16 protein-coding genes are annotated in these 16,159 nt (G+C 66.0%); 5 read left to right on the top strand and 11 right to left on the bottom strand.

Annotation, left to right across the window (positions count from 1 at the left end):
* The first annotated feature begins 23 nt into the window (after window positions 1-23).
* Entirely contained in the window at window positions 24-1,175 is a 1,152-nt protein-coding gene (locus ACOQPI_RS01545) for a branched-chain amino acid ABC transporter permease (RefSeq protein ID WP_420617963.1), read from the top strand.
* Between the two features lie 85 nt (window positions 1,176-1,260).
* Window positions 1,261-2,595, top strand: a complete 1,335-nt coding sequence (locus ACOQPI_RS01550; protein ID WP_420617964.1) for an ABC transporter substrate-binding protein — start codon at window positions 1,261-1,263, stop codon at window positions 2,593-2,595.
* A gap of 85 nt (window positions 2,596-2,680) precedes the next feature.
* On the opposite strand, the gene ACOQPI_RS01555 is transcribed toward ACOQPI_RS01550, so the two are convergent.
* From ACOQPI_RS01555 to ACOQPI_RS01590, 8 genes are all read right to left on the bottom strand, one after another.
* The gene (locus ACOQPI_RS01555; protein ID WP_420617965.1) at window positions 2,681-2,860 is read right to left on the bottom strand and encodes a hypothetical protein; all 180 of its coding nucleotides are present in this window, start codon (window positions 2,858-2,860) and stop codon (window positions 2,681-2,683) included.
* A gap of 77 nt (window positions 2,861-2,937) precedes the next feature.
* Entirely contained in the window at window positions 2,938-3,135 is a 198-nt protein-coding gene (locus ACOQPI_RS01560; protein WP_420617966.1) for a hypothetical protein, read from the bottom strand.
* A gap of 37 nt (window positions 3,136-3,172) precedes the next feature.
* Window positions 3,173-4,372, bottom strand: a complete 1,200-nt coding sequence (locus tag ACOQPI_RS01565) for a cytochrome P450 (protein ID WP_420617967.1) — start codon at window positions 4,370-4,372, stop codon at window positions 3,173-3,175.
* A 15-nt stretch (window positions 4,373-4,387) separates the two neighbouring features.
* The gene (locus tag ACOQPI_RS01570) at window positions 4,388-5,158 is read right to left on the bottom strand and encodes an ABC transporter ATP-binding protein (protein ID WP_420617968.1); all 771 of its coding nucleotides are present in this window, start codon (window positions 5,156-5,158) and stop codon (window positions 4,388-4,390) included.
* Entirely contained in the window at window positions 5,155-5,925 is a 771-nt protein-coding gene (locus tag ACOQPI_RS01575; RefSeq protein ID WP_420617969.1) for an ABC transporter ATP-binding protein, read from the bottom strand. Before ACOQPI_RS01575 ends, ACOQPI_RS01570 begins: the two co-directional genes overlap by 4 nt.
* Window positions 5,922-7,976 (bottom strand): ABC transporter permease, encoded by a 2,055-nt coding sequence (locus ACOQPI_RS01580; protein WP_420617970.1) that lies wholly within the window; start codon window positions 7,974-7,976, stop codon window positions 5,922-5,924. The genes ACOQPI_RS01575 and ACOQPI_RS01580 overlap by 4 nt, the downstream gene beginning before the upstream one ends.
* Window positions 7,977-8,006: 30 nt before the next feature.
* Window positions 8,007-9,563, bottom strand: a complete 1,557-nt coding sequence (locus ACOQPI_RS01585) for an ABC transporter substrate-binding protein (RefSeq protein ID WP_420617971.1) — start codon at window positions 9,561-9,563, stop codon at window positions 8,007-8,009.
* A gap of 75 nt (window positions 9,564-9,638) precedes the next feature.
* Entirely contained in the window at window positions 9,639-10,466 is an 828-nt protein-coding gene (locus ACOQPI_RS01590; protein WP_420617972.1) for an enoyl-CoA hydratase-related protein, read from the bottom strand.
* On the opposite strand from ACOQPI_RS01590, the gene ACOQPI_RS01595 reads away from it, so the two are divergent.
* The 3 genes from ACOQPI_RS01595 to ACOQPI_RS01605 all read left to right on the top strand — a co-directional run bounded on the left by ACOQPI_RS01595 (window position 10,465) and on the right by ACOQPI_RS01605 (window position 13,471).
* Window positions 10,465-11,367, top strand: coding sequence for an alpha/beta fold hydrolase (locus ACOQPI_RS01595; protein ID WP_420617973.1), 903 nt, complete (start codon window positions 10,465-10,467; stop codon window positions 11,365-11,367). The two genes, ACOQPI_RS01590 and ACOQPI_RS01595, sit on opposite strands and share 2 nt — an antisense overlap.
* A gap of 14 nt (window positions 11,368-11,381) precedes the next feature.
* Window positions 11,382-11,807: a DUF1761 domain-containing protein gene (locus ACOQPI_RS01600; protein WP_420617974.1), complete on the top strand. Its 426-nt coding sequence runs from the start codon at window positions 11,382-11,384 to the stop codon at window positions 11,805-11,807.
* Between the two features lie 746 nt (window positions 11,808-12,553).
* Entirely contained in the window at window positions 12,554-13,471 is a 918-nt protein-coding gene (locus tag ACOQPI_RS01605; RefSeq protein ID WP_420617975.1) for a nucleotidyl transferase AbiEii/AbiGii toxin family protein, read from the top strand.
* A gap of 52 nt (window positions 13,472-13,523) precedes the next feature.
* Here ACOQPI_RS01605 and ACOQPI_RS01610 read toward each other — a convergent pair whose 3' ends face one another.
* The 3 genes from ACOQPI_RS01610 to ACOQPI_RS01620 are packed head-to-tail and all read right to left on the bottom strand — an operon-like array spanning window position 13,524 to window position 16,140.
* Window positions 13,524-14,765, bottom strand: a complete 1,242-nt coding sequence (locus ACOQPI_RS01610) for a CaiB/BaiF CoA transferase family protein (RefSeq protein ID WP_420617976.1) — start codon at window positions 14,763-14,765, stop codon at window positions 13,524-13,526.
* Complete coding sequence (locus ACOQPI_RS01615; protein ID WP_420617977.1) at window positions 14,762-15,940, bottom strand: cytochrome P450; 1,179 nt, start codon at window positions 15,938-15,940, stop codon at window positions 14,762-14,764. Before ACOQPI_RS01615 ends, ACOQPI_RS01610 begins: the two co-directional genes overlap by 4 nt.
* The gene (locus ACOQPI_RS01620) at window positions 15,940-16,140 is read right to left on the bottom strand and encodes a ferredoxin (RefSeq protein ID WP_420617978.1); all 201 of its coding nucleotides are present in this window, start codon (window positions 16,138-16,140) and stop codon (window positions 15,940-15,942) included. The genes ACOQPI_RS01615 and ACOQPI_RS01620 overlap by 1 nt, the downstream gene beginning before the upstream one ends.
* Window positions 16,141-16,159 lie beyond the last annotated feature (19 nt).

The following is a 16,159-nucleotide window of genomic DNA, read 5'->3' on the forward strand; positions in this document are numbered from 1 at the left end:
GTTTCGGTCTTCGGGGAGCGGGTATGAGCGCGATGGGGGTAGTGGCCGCGGGCAGCCGCCAGCACCGGCAGCGCCAGATCATCGGTTGGGTGCTGTTCGCCGTGGTGGTGGCGCTGATTCCGTTTCTTATCGCCGATACCTACAGTCCGACCATCTTCGGCAACCGCTACACGTTCGGGCTGGGCAACCTCAGCCAGGCCATCGGGATGATGGTGGCCATCTTGGGGCTGAACATCGCCACCGGCTACAGCGGCCAGCTCTCTTTGGGCCACAGCTTCTTTGTGGGGTCGGGGGCGTATCTCACCGCGGTGCTGGTGAACGAGTTCCACTGGTCGTACCTGTCGACCCTCGGGGTGGTGGTGCCGGGGCTGTTCGTGTTCGGGGTGCTCTTCGGGATCCCTGCCCTGCGCATCCAAGGGCTGTATCTGGGGCTGTTGACGTTTGCGGTGGCGGCGGTGTTCCCGTCGATCATCCGGCTGGACGAGGTGAAAGACCGCACCGGGGGCAGCAACGGCCTGCTGATCGACAGCGACCTGGAGGCACCGACGTGGGCGCCGCTGGGCACGGTGACCGAGTGGCTGCACGCCATACCCGGGGTGGGCGCCCGGGTGCCCGACGGTTTGACGGGCCGCCAGGAGGAGGCGGTGTACAAGTACTTCCTGCTGGTGATTGTGGCGCTGGTGTGCTTCTGGCTGGTGCGCAACATTCTGGTGGGCCGGGTGGGGCGGGCCCTGGTGGCCATCCGGGACAATCCCCTGGGAGCGGCGGCCAACGGGGTGAACCTGGCCGCCTACAAGACCCTGAGCTTTGGCATCAGCGCCGCGGTGGGCGGGGTGGCCGGGACCATGCTGGCCATGCACTCGGGGTTCGTGGGGCCCGACGAGTTCGGCTTTTCGATGGCCATTCTGCTGATTGTGGGGTTGATCGTGGGCGGCGCGGGAACGCTGCACGGTGCGGTGGTCGGGGGCCTGGCCATCCAGTTCGTGCCGGTGTGGTCGAGCCAGACGCAGACCTTGCCGGGCACCGACGTGGCCCTGGAGGGGCCGTATGGCACAGCCATCCTCGGCGGGTTGCTGATTGCCATCATCTTCGCGCTGCCCGGCGGGGCGGCCCACGGGTTCCGGCGCATCAAGGCCCGGCTCATGCCGGTGGCTCCCCAGCCGCCGGGAGGCTGACCCCTCGGGGTGTATTTGTCGCTGTAGCCGCGTAGGGTTACCGAATCGCTTTTGTTCAGAAGCCACTCTGAGAAGGGACTCCTCAATGTCGAAACTCCTGCGAATCTTGTTCGGGCTGTTCGTTGTGTTCGCGCTGGTGGCCAGCGCCTGCGGCAACGACGACGATGACGCGCCGGAGCCGGAAGAGCCCTCCGATCCCAACATCGTGGAGTTGGGCGGCGGCGCGGTGATCGACATCACCGAGTGCCCCAGCGAGTGGGACAACTACCAAGGAGTGACCGACAGCGAGATCCGCTTCGGCAGCAGCTTGCCCCGATCGGGTGCGCTGGCCGGATTCGGCACCATCAGCGACGGTGTCCAGCTCTACTTCGACCATGTGGGCCCGATCGACGGACGCGACGTGGTGATGGTGAGCCGGGACGACGGCTACGTGCCGGCCCGCACGCTGACCAACGTGGAGGAGATGATCGACGTTGAGAACCTGCTGGGGTTCGCCGGGATTCTGGGCAGTCCCAACAACTTGGCCGTCCACGACCTGTTGAACGAGAACTGCATTCCGCAGCTTCTGAACCTGACCGGTTTGCCGGAGTGGGGCGACCCGGGCAACTACCCGTGGACCACCGGGGCGCTGATGTCGTACGAGACGGAGTCTCGGGTGTGGTGCCAGCACGTGGCCGACGAACTCGGCACAGGGGCCACCGTGGCCATACTGTCTCTGGGCAACGACGCCGGGGAAGCCTGGCGGGTGGCCTTCAACGAGTGTGCTACCGGGTTGGGACTGGACGTGGTGGAGGAGATCCAGCACGACCCGCAGGCCGACTCGGTGGGCGCCGATGTGATCAACCTGGCCGCCAGCGACGCCGACGTGCTGGTGGTGGCATCGTCGGGGGCGTTCTGCCCGCAGGCGGTGGCCACTGTTGCCAGCTTGCCGTGGGAGCCGATGGTTCTGGTGGCCAACGGGTGCCAGAGCATTTCTCTGTTCTGGGTGCCCATCGGTCCGCTGGCCAACGGTGTGCGGCTGGTGAACACCCAGAAGGATATGGCCGACTCGTCGCTGGCCGACGACGAGTGGGTGCAGTTCGTACGGGGGGCGCTGGATAGCCAGGGCGTCGACCCCGAAGCCGCCTCCCACGCCCTAGGCTACATCTTCGGCGAGATCCTGCACGAGGTTCTACTGGACGCGGCGAGCATGGACGGCGGCATCAACCGCACCAATTTGATGCGGGCCATGTGGCAGATGGACTTCGATTCTCGCGGCGCGATCGGCAACTCGCCGCGGGCCATGGACGGGGCCAACGACTCCTACATGGTGGAGGCCGGGCGCATCGAGGAGCTGGTGGTGGACGCCGACGGCGCCCGCTGGGTGCCCATCAGCGACGTGATCGACTACGAGGGCGAGACCGGCACCTTCGGTCAGTAGCCAACTAGACCGAAGCGACCCCCGTCTGGCAGCTGCCGGGCGGGGGTCGCTTGCGTTGTGGGCCCGCTATTGACTACTCGTCTCCTTACTTGCTCACCAGATCGGTGACTGAGAGAACTCCTTGGGCTTCAAAGACTATGAAGAACACGTAAGCCTGCCCTAGGTCTTCCCAGCGGCGGGTGGGAGGGCGGCCCGGCTGTGGCCTTCCTGGGAGGTCGGACATCGGGTGGTCGAGCAGCGTCGCCAGTCGATGCAGCAACTCCAATCTGTCTTGATAATCCCTACCCGCTGCCCAGAGCTCGAAAGCGCTGTCGAGCGACCTGAACTTCCAGGCCAATGGAGCTATGAGGAACTGCGGTGGCGGGCTATTCGCTGTTTGAGATCGTCGACTGTGGTCACGTTGTCCAAGGGCAGTCCTTGGTCGATGATCTCTTGCATTTCAGCTTCGGCCTGCTCGGATTTGCGATCAATCTCGCTGTAGTCGTAGTCGGGGGAGCCCGGATCAGGCTTGGTTAACGCCCTTTTGTTATTCGGCTCCACCTGCTCAGGATAGCTTGAAGATGATCGAAATCAAGGGCTAGGAGACGGTGATCGGGACTGAGGAGTAGCCGGCCACGTTGGACATCTGTACTCGGCGCAGGCCTTCTTCGTTGACCTCGAAGGCGGGCCAGCGGCGGGCGATCTCCTCGATGGCCACCCGGCTCTCCAGGCGGGCCAGGGCCGCGCCCAAGCACACGTGCAGGCCGTGGCCCAGGCCGACGGCCAAGCCGGGGTCGCGGGTGATGTCGAATTTGTCGGGATCGTCGTAGCGGCGGGGGTCGCGGTTGGCCGCGCCGGTGATCAGAAACACCGGCTTGTGCTGGGGGATTGTCACCCCGTGCCACTCGGAGTCGACCATCGAATAGCGGCCCTGATACTGCGAGGGCGCCCAGTAGCGGAGGATCTCCTCCACCGCGGTGCCTAGGACGCTGGGATCGTCGAGAACCATGGCCCACTGGTCGGGGTGGCGGTGGAACAGCACCATGGCGTTGCCCACCAGCTTGGTGACGGTCTCCGATCCGGCCGCGGCCAACAGCGTGCCGAGACCGGCAATCTCGGCGTCGTCGAGATGGGTGAGATCACCGCTGTCGGTCTCCACTTGGGCCTCGATCAGCGCCGAGATCATGTCGTCCGCCGGTTCGGCGCGCTTCTGCTGGGAGAGCTGGAAAAGGTACATGCCCTGGGCCATGCCCGCTTCGGCCGCGGCCTGGCTGCCCATGGCCGAGCCCTCCTCGCGGTGGAGCATGGCGTCGGTCCAATGCCTGATCTGCTGGCGGTCTTCGGGGGGCACTCCCAAGATGGTGGAGATGATCTCGACCGGGAACGGGGCGGCGAACTCCTCGAGGATGTCGAACTGGCGCCGGCCCATGAGCGGATCGAGATAGCCGCTGATGATCTCTCGCACCAGCCCCTCGTAGTTGCCGATGGAGCGGGGGGTGAACGAACGCGACACCAGCTTGCGGTAGCGGGTGTGTTCGGGCGGGTCCATGGCGATGATCGACCCCATCTGCGCCGGCTCGCCCGACTTCAGCTGCTCGTAGGTCTGGCCGTGGGTGGAGCTGAAAGTGGCGTGGTCGCGGTGGCCGGCCACCACGTCGTCGAAGCGGCTCAGAGCGTAGAAGTCGTACTGCTCGCTGTAGTAGCAGGGGGCGTGTTCCCGCAGGTCGGCGTAGGTGTCGTAAGGATCGTCGAAGAAGTCCCGGCTGAACGGATCGAACTCAACGGTCTTCGTGCTCATGGGCCCAATTATTGACTATCGACCGCCGGTGTCAAACAGGGCGGTGCCGATGGCTTCGGCGGCTTCTTCGGTGGGGCCCTGCCAGGCGATGGCGCCGTGGTCCAGCAGGACGGCCCGGTCGCACAGGGCCAGGGCGTGGCCCATGTGCTGCTCGACGATGAGAAGGGAGGTGCCGGCGTCGCGGATGCGGCCCAGCACGGCGTACACCTCGTCGGTGACGATGGGGGCCAGGCCCAGAGACAGCTCGTCGGCGATGAGCAGCCGGGGGCTCTCCACCAGCACCCGGGCCATGGCCAGCATGCGCTGCTCGCCGCCCGACAGGGTGCCGGCGATCTGGCGGCGGCGCTGGGCGATGGGGGGGAACAGCTCGAAAGCCCGGTGCAGCGCGTCGCGCACGCCGGAGCGGTCGTGGGTGCGGGAGAAGGCCAGGGTGAGGTTCTCCTCCACCGTGAAGTCGGAGAAGACCGCTCGGCCTTCGGGCACATGGACGACCCCGGCTTTGGCGTAGCGATGGGCCCGCACTTTGGTGAAGTCGTTGCCGTCCACCATCACCTCGCCCTCGGTGGGCCCCACCAGGCCGCTGGCCACTCGGGCCACGGTGGTCTTGCCCGCGCCGTTGCGGCCCAACAGGGCCACGGTCTCGCCCTCTCCTACCGTGAGGGAAACGTCGAACAGGGCTCGGAACGGCCCGTAGGCGGCGTTCACATGGCGCAACTCCAGCACCGGGATGTCGAGCGGGGCGGGGGCAGCCGCGGGGGCGGTGTCGGTCCCAGCGGAGGCGTTCATTGTGCACCCGCCACAAAGTCGCCCAGGTAGGCGGCCCGCACCTCGGGGTCGTGCATCACATCGCGGGTGGGGCCGTGGGTTATGAGCTTCCCGAAGTCGAGCACGTAGGTGCGCTCGGTGAACGAGGCCACCAACTCCACGTCGTGCTCCACCAGCAGCATGCCGAAGCCCTGTTCGGATTGGATGCGGGCCAGGGTTTCGGCCAAAGCGGTGGTCTCGGCCCGGTCGAGGCCCGAGGAGGGCTCGTCGAGCAGCACCACCCGGGGCTGGGTCATAAGCGCCCGGGCCACCTCCACCAGTCGGCTCTGGCCCAGGCTGAGGGCCTCGATGGGCTCGTCGCCCATTCCGCCCAGCCCGAGACTCTCAAGCAGGGCGTCGCAGCGCTCGATCTCGGCGGGCTTGGGCAGGCCCAGGCCGATCACGTCTTTCCACAGGGCGCCGGTGCCGCTGCGGATGCGGTGGGCGAAGAGCAGGTGATCTCGCACCGACGAGCCGCTGAACAGCTCCACCCGCTGGAAGGTGCGGCCGATGCCGAGGCGGGCTCGACGGTAGACGGGCAGTCGGGTGATGTTCTGGCCGTCGAAGCTCACCGAGCCGGCGTCGGGGCGCAACAGACCCAGCAGGCAGTTGAACAGGGTGGTCTTGCCCGCGCCGTTGGGGCCGATGAGCCCCACCCGCTCCCCCGCGTCGAGTGCGATGTGTACGTCGTCGACCGCGGTGATGCCGGCGAACCGCTTGGTGATGCCGTCGGCCACCAGCAGGCTCATGGCCCATCCCCTGTCTCGCTTGCGGCATCGACTTCTGGCCCGGCGGCGGCTGCGGCCACGGCGGGCTGGCGGCGCCCGAAGGCCCGCTGCATCAAGGCCTGCGAGCGGCGTTTGCCGTGCTCAAGGAGGCCCTCGGGATGACGGGCGAAGGAGATTGCGGCGAAGCCGAACAGCACGTACCGCCACGCCCCGTGCAGGCCCAGCCAGCGGTCGAGTATCAGCTCGGGGAAGATCACGAAGGCCACCCCGGCTTGGATGCCCCCCTCCACGGTGCGGGCGCCCAGCACGACCACGATCACCAGCCAGAACAACCCCGCCTGGGGGTCGTAGTTGGCCTCGTAGCTGACCTGCTTCTCCTCCATGGCCAGAAGCCCACCGCCGATGGCGGCGATGGCGGCCGACACCGAGAACACGATCACCCGGGATCGCCAGGAGATCACCCCGATGGACTCGGCCGCGGTCTCCGAGCCCCGCAGGGCGCGCAGGGCCATGCCGGTGCTGGATTCGCGGATGAGGATCACCAGCACGCCCACCAGCACCAAGATGGCGATGCACAGGATGAGGAAGTTCTTGTGGCTGGAGAAGTCGACGCCGAACAACTGGGGACGGGGCACGCCGCGGCCGTGGAACAAAGAGCCGCCCACCCAGCCGTACTTAACCAATACGTCGTGGAAGAACAGCGCGAAGGCCAAGGTGGCGATGGCCAGCCAGATGCCCCCCAAGCGCATCACCGGAATGCTGAGCACCGCGCCCACCGCGGCGGCGATGGCGGCACCGGCCAGCATGCCCACAATCACCGAGACATCCCAGCGCTGGGCGAACTGCATGGCCCCGAACGCGCCGATGGCCGCGAAGGTCACCTGGCACAGGGCGATCTGGCCGCCGAGGCCGGTGAACACCACGATGGACAAGAAGATGACGGAGAAGATCACCGAGTGGGTGATGCGGGAGATCCAGAAGTTGTTGGCGTAGCCGAAGGTCCAGATTCCCACCGCGGTGAAAAAGGCCAACGCCATGATGCGGGTGTAGATGGTCATCCCCCGGCTGCGACTGGTGGCGGCCAGCGCCGGCGGGGGCGGGGACACGCCCAACAGCGGGTCGGCCCCGGCGATCTGGCGGCGGATGGCGGGCCAGAACACGATGATGGCGAACAGCATCACGTAGGGCAGCGCCGAGCCCCGCAGCTCGTTCAAGATGACGTTGTCGCGGGGCAGATGGGTGCGCATCTCGGTGGTGATGACACCCAGTACCAGGCCGCCGAACAGGGCGGCGGGCAGGTTGACCAATCGGCCCAGCGCGGCCGCGGCCAGCGCGGCGATGACGATCGGGAAGTAGCCCTGGGGCACCAGCACGGTGCCCAGCGAGGAGGTGGTGGGCACCAGCAGCACGCCGGCCAGACCGGCGAAGAAGCTCGACAGGATCCACGAGCCCGAGGACACCCAGTCGGCGTTGACCCCGTTGAGCTCGGTCATGCGGGGGCTCTGCACCACCGCTCGGATGCGCAGGCCCAGCCGGGTGTAGCGGAACAGCGCGGCCAGGGCCAGCGCGGCGGCGATTACGATGACGAAGGCGGCGATCTCGTCGCGGGTCACCGGGTAGCGGCCGAAGAGCCGGTACACGGTGGTGCCGTCGGGGACGATGCCCACCGCCCCGAAGGGCTGCTCGCGGTCGTAGTCGACGATGAGCTTGAACAGCTCGGGCAGCGCCACCAGCAGTCCGAGGGAGATCACCAGCTTGGCCACCGCGGAGGCGGCGTGGACATGGCGGAAGATCAGCCGCTCCAACAGCAGGCCCAGCACCGGGGCCACCAGCACCACGGCCACCAGCACCGCCGACCAGATGGGCCAGTCGCGCCGCACGTGGAGCTCGAAGTAGGTGGCCGCGCTGATGAAGGCCTGCGCACCGAAGGCCAGGTTGAACACCCCGGAGGTCTTGTAGGTGAGCACGAAGCTCATGGCCACCAGGGCGAACCCCGCGCCGATGGGGAGTCCCTGGAAGAACGCCCGGATGGTTTCTTCCAGGACCCCGGCGGCGAGGACGCTGGCGGTCATCGTGGGCTCAGCCTCCGCTCAGCAGGGCCTTCAGTTCACAAACGAGAAGGATTCGGGATCGTGCCAGTCATCCCGGGCAACTTCCCAGCACTGCCATGGCCTGCCGGGCTCGCCGGTCCACTGCTCGAAGGCACCGTCCACGATCTTGACCGCGTTGATGCAGCGGTACTCGTAGTCGGCATCGGGGTTGTCGTTGGGCAGGGCGATCTGGCGGCTGAAGTCGATCGGGTTGGTCAGGCCGTCGTGGCTGTAGTCGTCAAAGCCGCGGACCGCGTCGATCAGAGAGGCCCGGTCGAACTCGGGGCCGGCGGCCAGCAGGCCATCGTAGAAGAGGTGGGCATTGAGCCACCCGACGATGGTCTGCTCTTCGAGTTTGAGGTCGGCGGTGTACTCGAAGAACCTCCGCTGGAGCTCGCTGTCGATCTCGGCCTCGAACGGCACGAACTGCACGAACACCAGGTCGCCCTCGAACAGGTCGGCGTTGGCGGCCACGAACTCGTGGTTATAGGTGTTCGGGTGGTACATGACCACCTCGTCGCGGTAGTCCTGCTTGGCCAGCTCTTGGGCGATGGTGCGCATGCCGTTGAGGTCGAGGCAGGTGAAGATGATGTCGACGCCCTTGTCCTTCATCTCAGACACCTGCGGGGCGATGCCGCCAGCCATGCCGAACTCAATGGAGGTATCGAAGAACTCCACCGTCATCCCGCCGGCCTCGGCGCTGTAGTGCTCGATGGAGTCGCGAGTGCCCTCGGCGCAGACCTTGGAGTTCTCGCTGTTGCCATAGCCGAAGATGCCGGCCTTGGTTGCCCCCACCTGGGTGGCGACGTAGGGGAACAGCTGGTGGATGCAGCCGATGCAGCTCGGGGCAATGTTGCCGAAGATGCTGCGCCGGTCGGCGAACTCGTTGTGGATGTTCCATCCGAAGGTGGGCACCCCGGCGTCGTTGAGGGTGTCGGCCCCGAAGAACAGCAGGGTGGCCACGAAAGCGGCCAGCGAGTCGTCTTCTTCCACCATGGCCAATGACTCGGCTTGGTTGAGGAAGAGCTCGTCGTCGCGCTTGGTGGCCAGTACCAGATCGCGGCCGTAGATGCCGCCGGTCTCGTTGATGAAGTTGAAGTAGGCCTCGATGCCGTCGTTGTAGGCCCCGATGTTGGTGCCCAGGGCGTTGTTGCTGATGGTGACGATGGAGGTGACCTTGATCTCGGAGTCGTTCACGCCGGGGACGCCCTCGATGGGCACGAAGGTGTGGCGGCGCTCAGGCTCTTTCGGCTCCTCAGGCTCGGGCTCTGGTGCGGGCTCATCGGCGGGCTCATCGGCGGGCGCGGCGGCAGGCTCATCGGCGGGCTCATCGGCGGGCGCGGCGGCAGGCTCGTCGGCGGGCTCATCGGCGGGCGCGGCGGCAGGCTCATCGGCGGGCTCATCGGCGGGCGCGGCGGCAGGCTCGTCGGCGGGCTCATCGGCAGCGGGCGCCGCAGTGGGCGCGGAGGCACCGCCTTGGTCGTCGTCTCCGGCGTTGCCGCAGGCCGTGGCCACCAAGGCCAGCACGGAAAGCGCGGCAAGCAACAGCTTCCACAAACGAGCAGACATCAGGTCCCCCTTGTCGCGTGTCCCGATCAAGTTAGCCGAACTGCACCAGACCACGAAGGGCCGGTGCAGTGTGGGCTAGTGGCTGGTGCGGTAGTCGCCAAACTTGGAGTCGCGCTCAGAGAGGGTGGTGGTGAGGCCCTTCTTCTTGATGGAGCCCACGAAGTCGGCCATGGCCTGGGTGTGGGTGCCCAGCGCGCACAGCTCGGTGCCGGCCCGGATGCCGGCCCGCATGCCCATGTGCTCCATCTGGCGGTGGACCACCCGCTTGTTCATCTGGAGCAGCTCGGCGGGCACCTGGGCGATGCGCTCGGCCACCTCCAACACGGCATCCTCCAGCTCGCTTTCGGGGAAGCAGGCGTTGGCCCAGCCCCGCTCCACCGCTTCGACGCCGGTCACGTAGTCGCCGGTGAGCATCATCTCCATGGCCTTGCGCATGCCCAAGAACCAGGGGTGGAAGTGCATGTCGGGCACGCCGAAGCGCACGGCGGGATAGCCCATCTTGGCGTCTTCGGCCATGTAGACCAGGTCGCAGCCGGTGGCCAGCTCGCTGCCCCCGGCCAGGCAGTAGCCGTGGACCTGCGCGATGACCGGCTTGGCCAGGTCCCAGATGCTCATCCAGCCCTCGGTTACGTGGCGGGGCCACTGGCCCTCGCCGCCGGGGGTGTAGAAGGGCAGCTCATAGCCCTCGTTGCCCCCGCTCAGGTCGTAGCCGGCGGAGAAAGACGGGCCGGCGCCGCAGACGATGCTCACCTTGACGTCGTCGTCTCGGTCGGCCTCTTCCAGCGCTTCGAGAACGGCCCCTCGCAACGGGTGGATGAGGCTGTTGCGCTTCTCGGGGCGGTTCATGGTGACGCGCCGCACATGGGGGCGGGGGTTGTCGATCAGGACGATGTTGTCGCTCATGGCCGCCAACCGTAACCTGCGGGCCGATGTGTGCTCTTACCGCAGCGACCACAGTGCTTCGGCCATGAGCGGCCCGATGCTGATTGACTCGACCAAGGGTGCTCGGGTGGCGCTGCACGATCTGGGGGGCAACGGGCCGACGGTGCTGTTCTGCCATGCCAACGGGTTCTGCGGGCCGATGTGGCAGCCGGTGGCTCGGGAATTGGCGTCGGTGGCCCACTGCTGGGCGCTGGACTTCCGGGGCCACGGCGACAGCGTGTCGGGCCCCGATGAGGACTACCACTGGAACGGCATGGCCGACGACGTGCTGGCCGCGGTGGACGCTCTCGATCCCACTCCTCGGCTGGCGGCGGGCCACTCGCTGGGCGGGGCGTCGATCCTGAAGGCCGAGCAGGCCCGGCCGGGGACCTTCGACCGGGCCTGGGTGTTCGAGCCGGTGACCATTCCGGGCCGGACTGTTCCCCGAGACGGCGTGAACATGCTGGCGGCTATCGCCCGGATGCGGCGGGCGGAATTCGAGTCTCGCCAAGCGGCCTATGACCGCTACGCCTCCAAGCCGCCGCTGGGCCTGTTCGCCCCGGAGGCGCTTCGGGCCTATGTGGACCACGGCCTTCGGGATCTGCCCGACGGCACGGTTGAGCTCAAGTGCGCGCCAGACACCGAGGCGACCATCTTCGAGAACCCCGACTTGGAGGGGTTTCCCCGGCTGGTGGAGGTGGCCACCGCAGTCACGGTGGCAGTGGGCACCGACACCGACCCCCCGGCCATGGCCGCCCCCCTAGTGGCCGAGCGGCTCCCCAACGCCACCCTGGTGCAATACGACAACCTGACCCACTTCGGCCCCCTCCAAGACCCACCCCGCATCGCCGCCGCCATCGCCGACGCCCTGTTCGACGGCTGAGGCATGATGGGGGCATGGACAACATCGATTTCGGCGATCTGAACTACCTGGCGCTCCTGGTCGCCGTGGTGTTCAACCAACTGCTCGGGGCCTTCTGGTACGGCACCTTCGCCAAGCCGTGGATGGCCGAGACGGGGATGACCCAAGAGGACATCGAGGCCATGAAGGGCACGCCCCGCCAGTGGTACCCGTATGTCATCGCCATCGTGTTGGCCATCGTGTTCACCCTGGGCTTAGCGCTGCTGGTGCAGGGCATGGAGGCCGACAACGCGGGCGAGGGACTCGGCTTGGGCGTTTTGGCCGCAGTCGGGTTCGTGGTCACCTCACACGGCGTGAACTACGCCTTCGAGGGCCGCAGCCTGAAACTGCTGGCCATCAACTCCGGCTACCCCCTGATCTCCTACGCAGTGATCGGAATCGTGCTGGCGGTTTGGACCTGACAGCCAACTAGGCGTTCGAACCAGAAATCGTTTTGCTAACTAGCACCTACGCAAAATTCCCACTTGCATTTTGCTAGGAATTCATTACACTTTCCTAGCATGAAAGGGTCGGTAGCTGAGCAGGTTGCAAGCCACGTAGCGAAAAGGCCAGTGCGGTCGTTCATCGAGGTGAGCAGTGTTGGGGGCTCGCGCAGTGCAGTTGAGTCGGCGTTTTCGCGTCTTGCCGCGGCAGGAAAGATAACTCGGGTCCGAAAAGGCTTGTACTGGAAAGGCGTGAAGACGCCCTTTGGCATATCGCCACCACGGGTTGAAGACGCAGCGATAGCCATCGGTGGACCAGGTTCTGGACCAGCAGGAATAGCCGCGGCCCATTGGTTGGGTTTGACGTCACAAGTCCCTTCGATCTACTTGACAGCGGTGCCCAAACAGGCACCAGATGCCTGGGAAGGTGTGCGTTTCACGCAGCGCCCGTTCGAACGACGAATGCGGGGTTTATCGCCATCCGAAGTCGCTGCAATAGAAGTGCTGCGGTCAGGCCCCAGCGTGGTTGAGACAAGATGGGATCGGCTGGCCGAGGTCATTGCTGAGTTGGCGTCAAACGGAGAAGTGCGGCCAACGGTCTTGGATGCCCAAATCAGTGAGGAACGGGATCGAAATGCCCGTTACCGCTGGTCCGAGGTGTGCCATTCCAATCCAGAACTTCTGACAGCTGCATGAGTTGGTCACTGCGTGAGTCACCTGACGCGTTGGCTGCAGCAGCCGCTCAGGTGGCGAAGGCCACCGGGATCCCGATGGCACACATCGAAAAGGACTTCTGGGTGACTGAGGTCTTGCGCGGTGTCGCCCAGTGCACCTCCAACACCGGCATAACCGCACTGTTCAAAGGCGGTACAAGCCTGTCGAAGGCATACCACCTGATTCAGCGGTTCTCAGAAGACGTGGACATCATCGTGATCACTCCGGATAGCAGCGCAAACAAGAACAACAAATACCTGAAGTCGTTCGTAATGGCGGCTGAGGAGGCAACAGGGATAACTGCGAACGTCGATCCCGAGACCGTTACGAAAGGAGTGAAGCGAACTGAACGATTTGCTTACCCAACTGGGTCGCCGCCCGGCCGGATGCCACCGGAAGTGAAACTCGAACTCGGCACCAGAGGCGGCGCAATGCCCAGTTCAAAGATGAAGGTGTGCAGCTTGCTCGCAGAGCATGGCCCAGTAGCACATCTCAATGTGGATTTTCTCGAATCCGCCCCGGTCCAGATTCACGTACTGGCACCGGTGCGCACTTTGGTCGAAAAATTGATGATCGTTCACCACGCAGCATCTGAGGGAGACCCAGATGAGCAGAAGCGTCTAGCTCGGCACTACTACGACATCTGGTGCCTGCTCAACGATCAGGGCACGGTCGCTGCATTCGCTGAGTCACCAGCCGACACACTCGCTCGAGAAGTTCGAGTCTTCACCAAAGAAGCGGAGCTCAAGACAACCCAAAGGCCAGAAGACGGATTCGCCACCTCGCCTGCGTTCGACCCCGCATACTGCGAGTCTGCAAGAACAGCGTTTGATCTTGAAGTCTGTGATCAACTGCTTTGGCCCGATGTCCGACGACCTACCTTTGAAGAGTGCTGTGAAATAGTCCACAACAACGCTGCGGTTCTCTAGCCGTTCACATGTCGATAGAGATTCAATTCCCCACAGCTAATGCGGTTTGCGGCTAGAGAATCGCGCCGGACTCTTTCATGGCGGCTATTTCTTCCCAGGGGATGCCGGCTTCTAGGAGGAGGGTCTCGGTGTGCTCGCCGTGTTCGGGGGCGCGGTCCACGGACACGGGCTGCTCGTTGAACATGGCGGGGTTGGCTACGAGCTGGACCTCTTGGCCGGTGCCGGTGGTCATGGCGGGGAGGTAGCCGTTGGCGATCACCTGGGGGTCTTCGTAGAGCTCGTTGAGCGTTTGGAACGGGACCCATACGCCTTTGAAGTCGGCCAGGGCCTCTTTCCAGTAGGACAGGGGCTGGGATTCGAACACCTCGTCGAGGATGGCGATGCAGGCCTCGTTGTTCTCGGCTCGGGCGGCCATGTCGACGAACCGGGGGTCGGTGGCCAGCTCGGGGCGGCCGATGCACTCGCAGAGCTGGGCCCAGTGCTTGTCGGCTTGGAGCAGGATGAAGCTGAGATAGCGGTCGTCGGAGGTGCGGTAGGCGTTGACCACGGGGTTGACCATCTTGGTGCGGTCGCCGGCGGGGAGCCGGTCCATGCCGAAGAGCTTGGCCGCTATCACCAGGGGTGAGAGCTGCCACATGGCGGTGGCCAGCAGCGACACGTCGATTACCGACGGCTCGCCGGTGGCGGCCCGCTGGTAGAGGGCCGCGGCGATGGCGCCGGCAGTGGCCATGCCGCCCATGACGTCGCCGAAGGCGGGGGCGGGCTGGCTCATGGGCCAGCCGTCGGGGCGGGCGGGCAGGGTGGCGCCCATGCCGCCCCGGGCCCAGAAGGAGGCGCCGTCGTAGCCGCCCTTCTCGGCATCGGGGCCGTGGGGGCCCTGGCCGGAGCCCCGGGCGATGATGATCTGGGGGTTGCGCTCGCGGAGATCCTCCGTGTCGATGCGGAGCTTGCGGCGCACCGGGGGCATGTAGTTGGTGAGGAACACATCCGCGGTCTCCACCAGCTTGAGCAGCATCTCCCGGCCGTCGGGATGGGCCAGGTTCAAGCCGATGGAGCGCTTGCCCCGGTTGGGCTGCTCGATCATGAAGTTGACGCCGCCGGCGCCGCCGGGCACGAGGCCGGAGGTGATGAGGCCCCGCTGGGGGTCGCCGGTCACCGGGTGCTCCACCTTGATCACGTCGGCACCCCAGTCGACCAGCACCGATCCGCCGGAGGGGATGAACATCCAGCTGGCCACCTCAACCACCCGGATGCCCTCGAGGGGGCGGCTGGGCGGGGCGGGATTGTCGCTCACCAGACCAGCTCCAGGTTGTCGATCTGGCGGATGCCCTGGCTGAACTCCAGCTCAATGCCGTCGGCCAGGCGGTAGTGGGGCACCCGGGCGTGCCACTCCTCGAGGGCCACCCGCAACTCCATGCGGGCCAGGTGCGAGCCCAGGCAGCGGTGGACGCCGGCACCGAAGGCGATGTGCTTTTTGGACTCCCGGTCGAAGTCGACATCGTCGGGATCGGGCCAAGACCGCTCGTCGGTGTTGGCCGAGCCGATCAACAGGTGGATACGGGTACCGGCCGAGATGGGGCAGCCGTTGACCTCGGTGTCCACCGCGGTGATGCGGGCTGAGCTGGCCACCGGGCTCTCGTAGCGCAGCATCTCCTCCACCGCGTGGGGGATCATCTCGGGCTCGTCCACCAGGCGCTGGCGGTGGTCGGGATTCTGGGCCAGAAACGCCACCATGCACTCCAGCGAGGCCGACACAGTGTCGAGCCCGGCCAAGAAGAACAGGTAGCCGATGTCCACCACGTCGTCGCGGCTGAGGGGCTGGCCGTCGACCTCGGCATCGAGGATGGTGGACAGGAAGTCGTCTTGGCGCTCGGCCATGCGGGCGTCCACCACCTCTTCGAGGGCGGCGTAGATCTTCTGGCCGGTGGCCCTCACCTTCTCCCGGCGCTCTTCCATGGAACGGGCCGGCGGGCGGATGATGCCGTCTTTGAGGGCCAGGAACTCGTCGACCCGGCTCACCGGCAGGCCCAACAGCTCCAGGAAGATGGTGGAGGGCATGGGCTCGGCGATGTCGTTGTGGAAATTGCAGTGGCCCTGATCGGCCACTTTGTTTATGAGCTCGCGGATCAGCTCCCGCACCCGGGGCTCGTGCTTGGCCATCTGCTTGGGGGCGAACAGCGGGTCGAGCGCCTTGCGGTGCTTGCGGTGGTGGGGCGGGTCGATCTGGAGGGGCACCAGGGGGCGGGTGTTGCCGATTTCGACGGCGTCGGGGTCGGAGGAGAACACCTCGGGGGTCTGGAAGGCCCGCATCACGTCTTCGTGGCGGCTCAGGGTGATGGCTCCGGACTGGCTTCGCCCACCCAGCTCGGTGACCGGGGCGTTGTCGCGCAGCTCCCGATAGGTGTCGTGGGGGTTGCGGGCGATCTCGGGGGGTTCCAGCGAATACTTCTTGGTGTCGGCGTCGGTCATCAGGTCTCCTCGGTCAGGATGATGGCGTCTTCGGGGCAGTTCATGGATGCGCGGCGGGCTTGGTCGGCCAACTCAGCGGGCACGGCCCGCTCGTCGGTGGGCTGGCAGTAGCCGTCGTCGTCGGCATCGAACAGGTCGGGGGCCAGCATGTAGCAGCGCCCGTGGCCCTGGCAGAGCTCGGTATCGACCCGGATGCGCATCAGCGGGCATCGTAGGCCA

It is taken from the genome of Candidatus Poriferisocius sp. (assembly GCF_965219815.1).
GTDB lineage: Bacteria > Actinomycetota > Acidimicrobiia > Acidimicrobiales > Bin134 > Poriferisocius.

Excerpts from the sequence above, each read along its gene's own strand:
- ACOQPI_RS01545 (WP_420617963.1), top strand. The coding sequence starts at position 24 with ATGAGCGCGATGGGGGTAGTGGCCGCGGGCAGCCGCCAGCACCGGCAG.
- ACOQPI_RS01550 (WP_420617964.1), top strand. The coding sequence starts at position 1,261 with ATGTCGAAACTCCTGCGAATCTTGTTCGGGCTGTTCGTTGTGTTCGCG.
- ACOQPI_RS01565 (WP_420617967.1), bottom strand. The coding sequence starts at position 4,372 with ATGAGCACGAAGACCGTTGAGTTCGATCCGTTCAGCCGGGACTTCTTC.
- ACOQPI_RS01570 (WP_420617968.1), bottom strand. The coding sequence starts at position 5,158 with ATGAACGCCTCCGCTGGGACCGACACCGCCCCCGCGGCTGCCCCCGCC.
- ACOQPI_RS01575 (WP_420617969.1), bottom strand. The coding sequence starts at position 5,925 with ATGAGCCTGCTGGTGGCCGACGGCATCACCAAGCGGTTCGCCGGCATC.
- ACOQPI_RS01580 (WP_420617970.1), bottom strand. The coding sequence starts at position 7,976 with ATGACCGCCAGCGTCCTCGCCGCCGGGGTCCTGGAAGAAACCATCCGG.
- ACOQPI_RS01585 (WP_420617971.1), bottom strand. The coding sequence starts at position 9,563 with ATGTCTGCTCGTTTGTGGAAGCTGTTGCTTGCCGCGCTTTCCGTGCTG.
- ACOQPI_RS01595 (WP_420617973.1), top strand. The coding sequence starts at position 10,465 with ATGGCCGCCAACCGTAACCTGCGGGCCGATGTGTGCTCTTACCGCAGC.
- ACOQPI_RS01590 (WP_420617972.1), bottom strand. The coding sequence starts at position 10,466 with ATGAGCGACAACATCGTCCTGATCGACAACCCCCGCCCCCATGTGCGG.
- ACOQPI_RS01600 (WP_420617974.1), top strand. The coding sequence starts at position 11,382 with ATGGACAACATCGATTTCGGCGATCTGAACTACCTGGCGCTCCTGGTC.
- ACOQPI_RS01615 (WP_420617977.1), bottom strand. The coding sequence starts at position 15,940 with ATGACCGACGCCGACACCAAGAAGTATTCGCTGGAACCCCCCGAGATC.
- ACOQPI_RS01620 (WP_420617978.1), bottom strand. The coding sequence starts at position 16,140 with ATGCGCATCCGGGTCGATACCGAGCTCTGCCAGGGCCACGGGCGCTGC.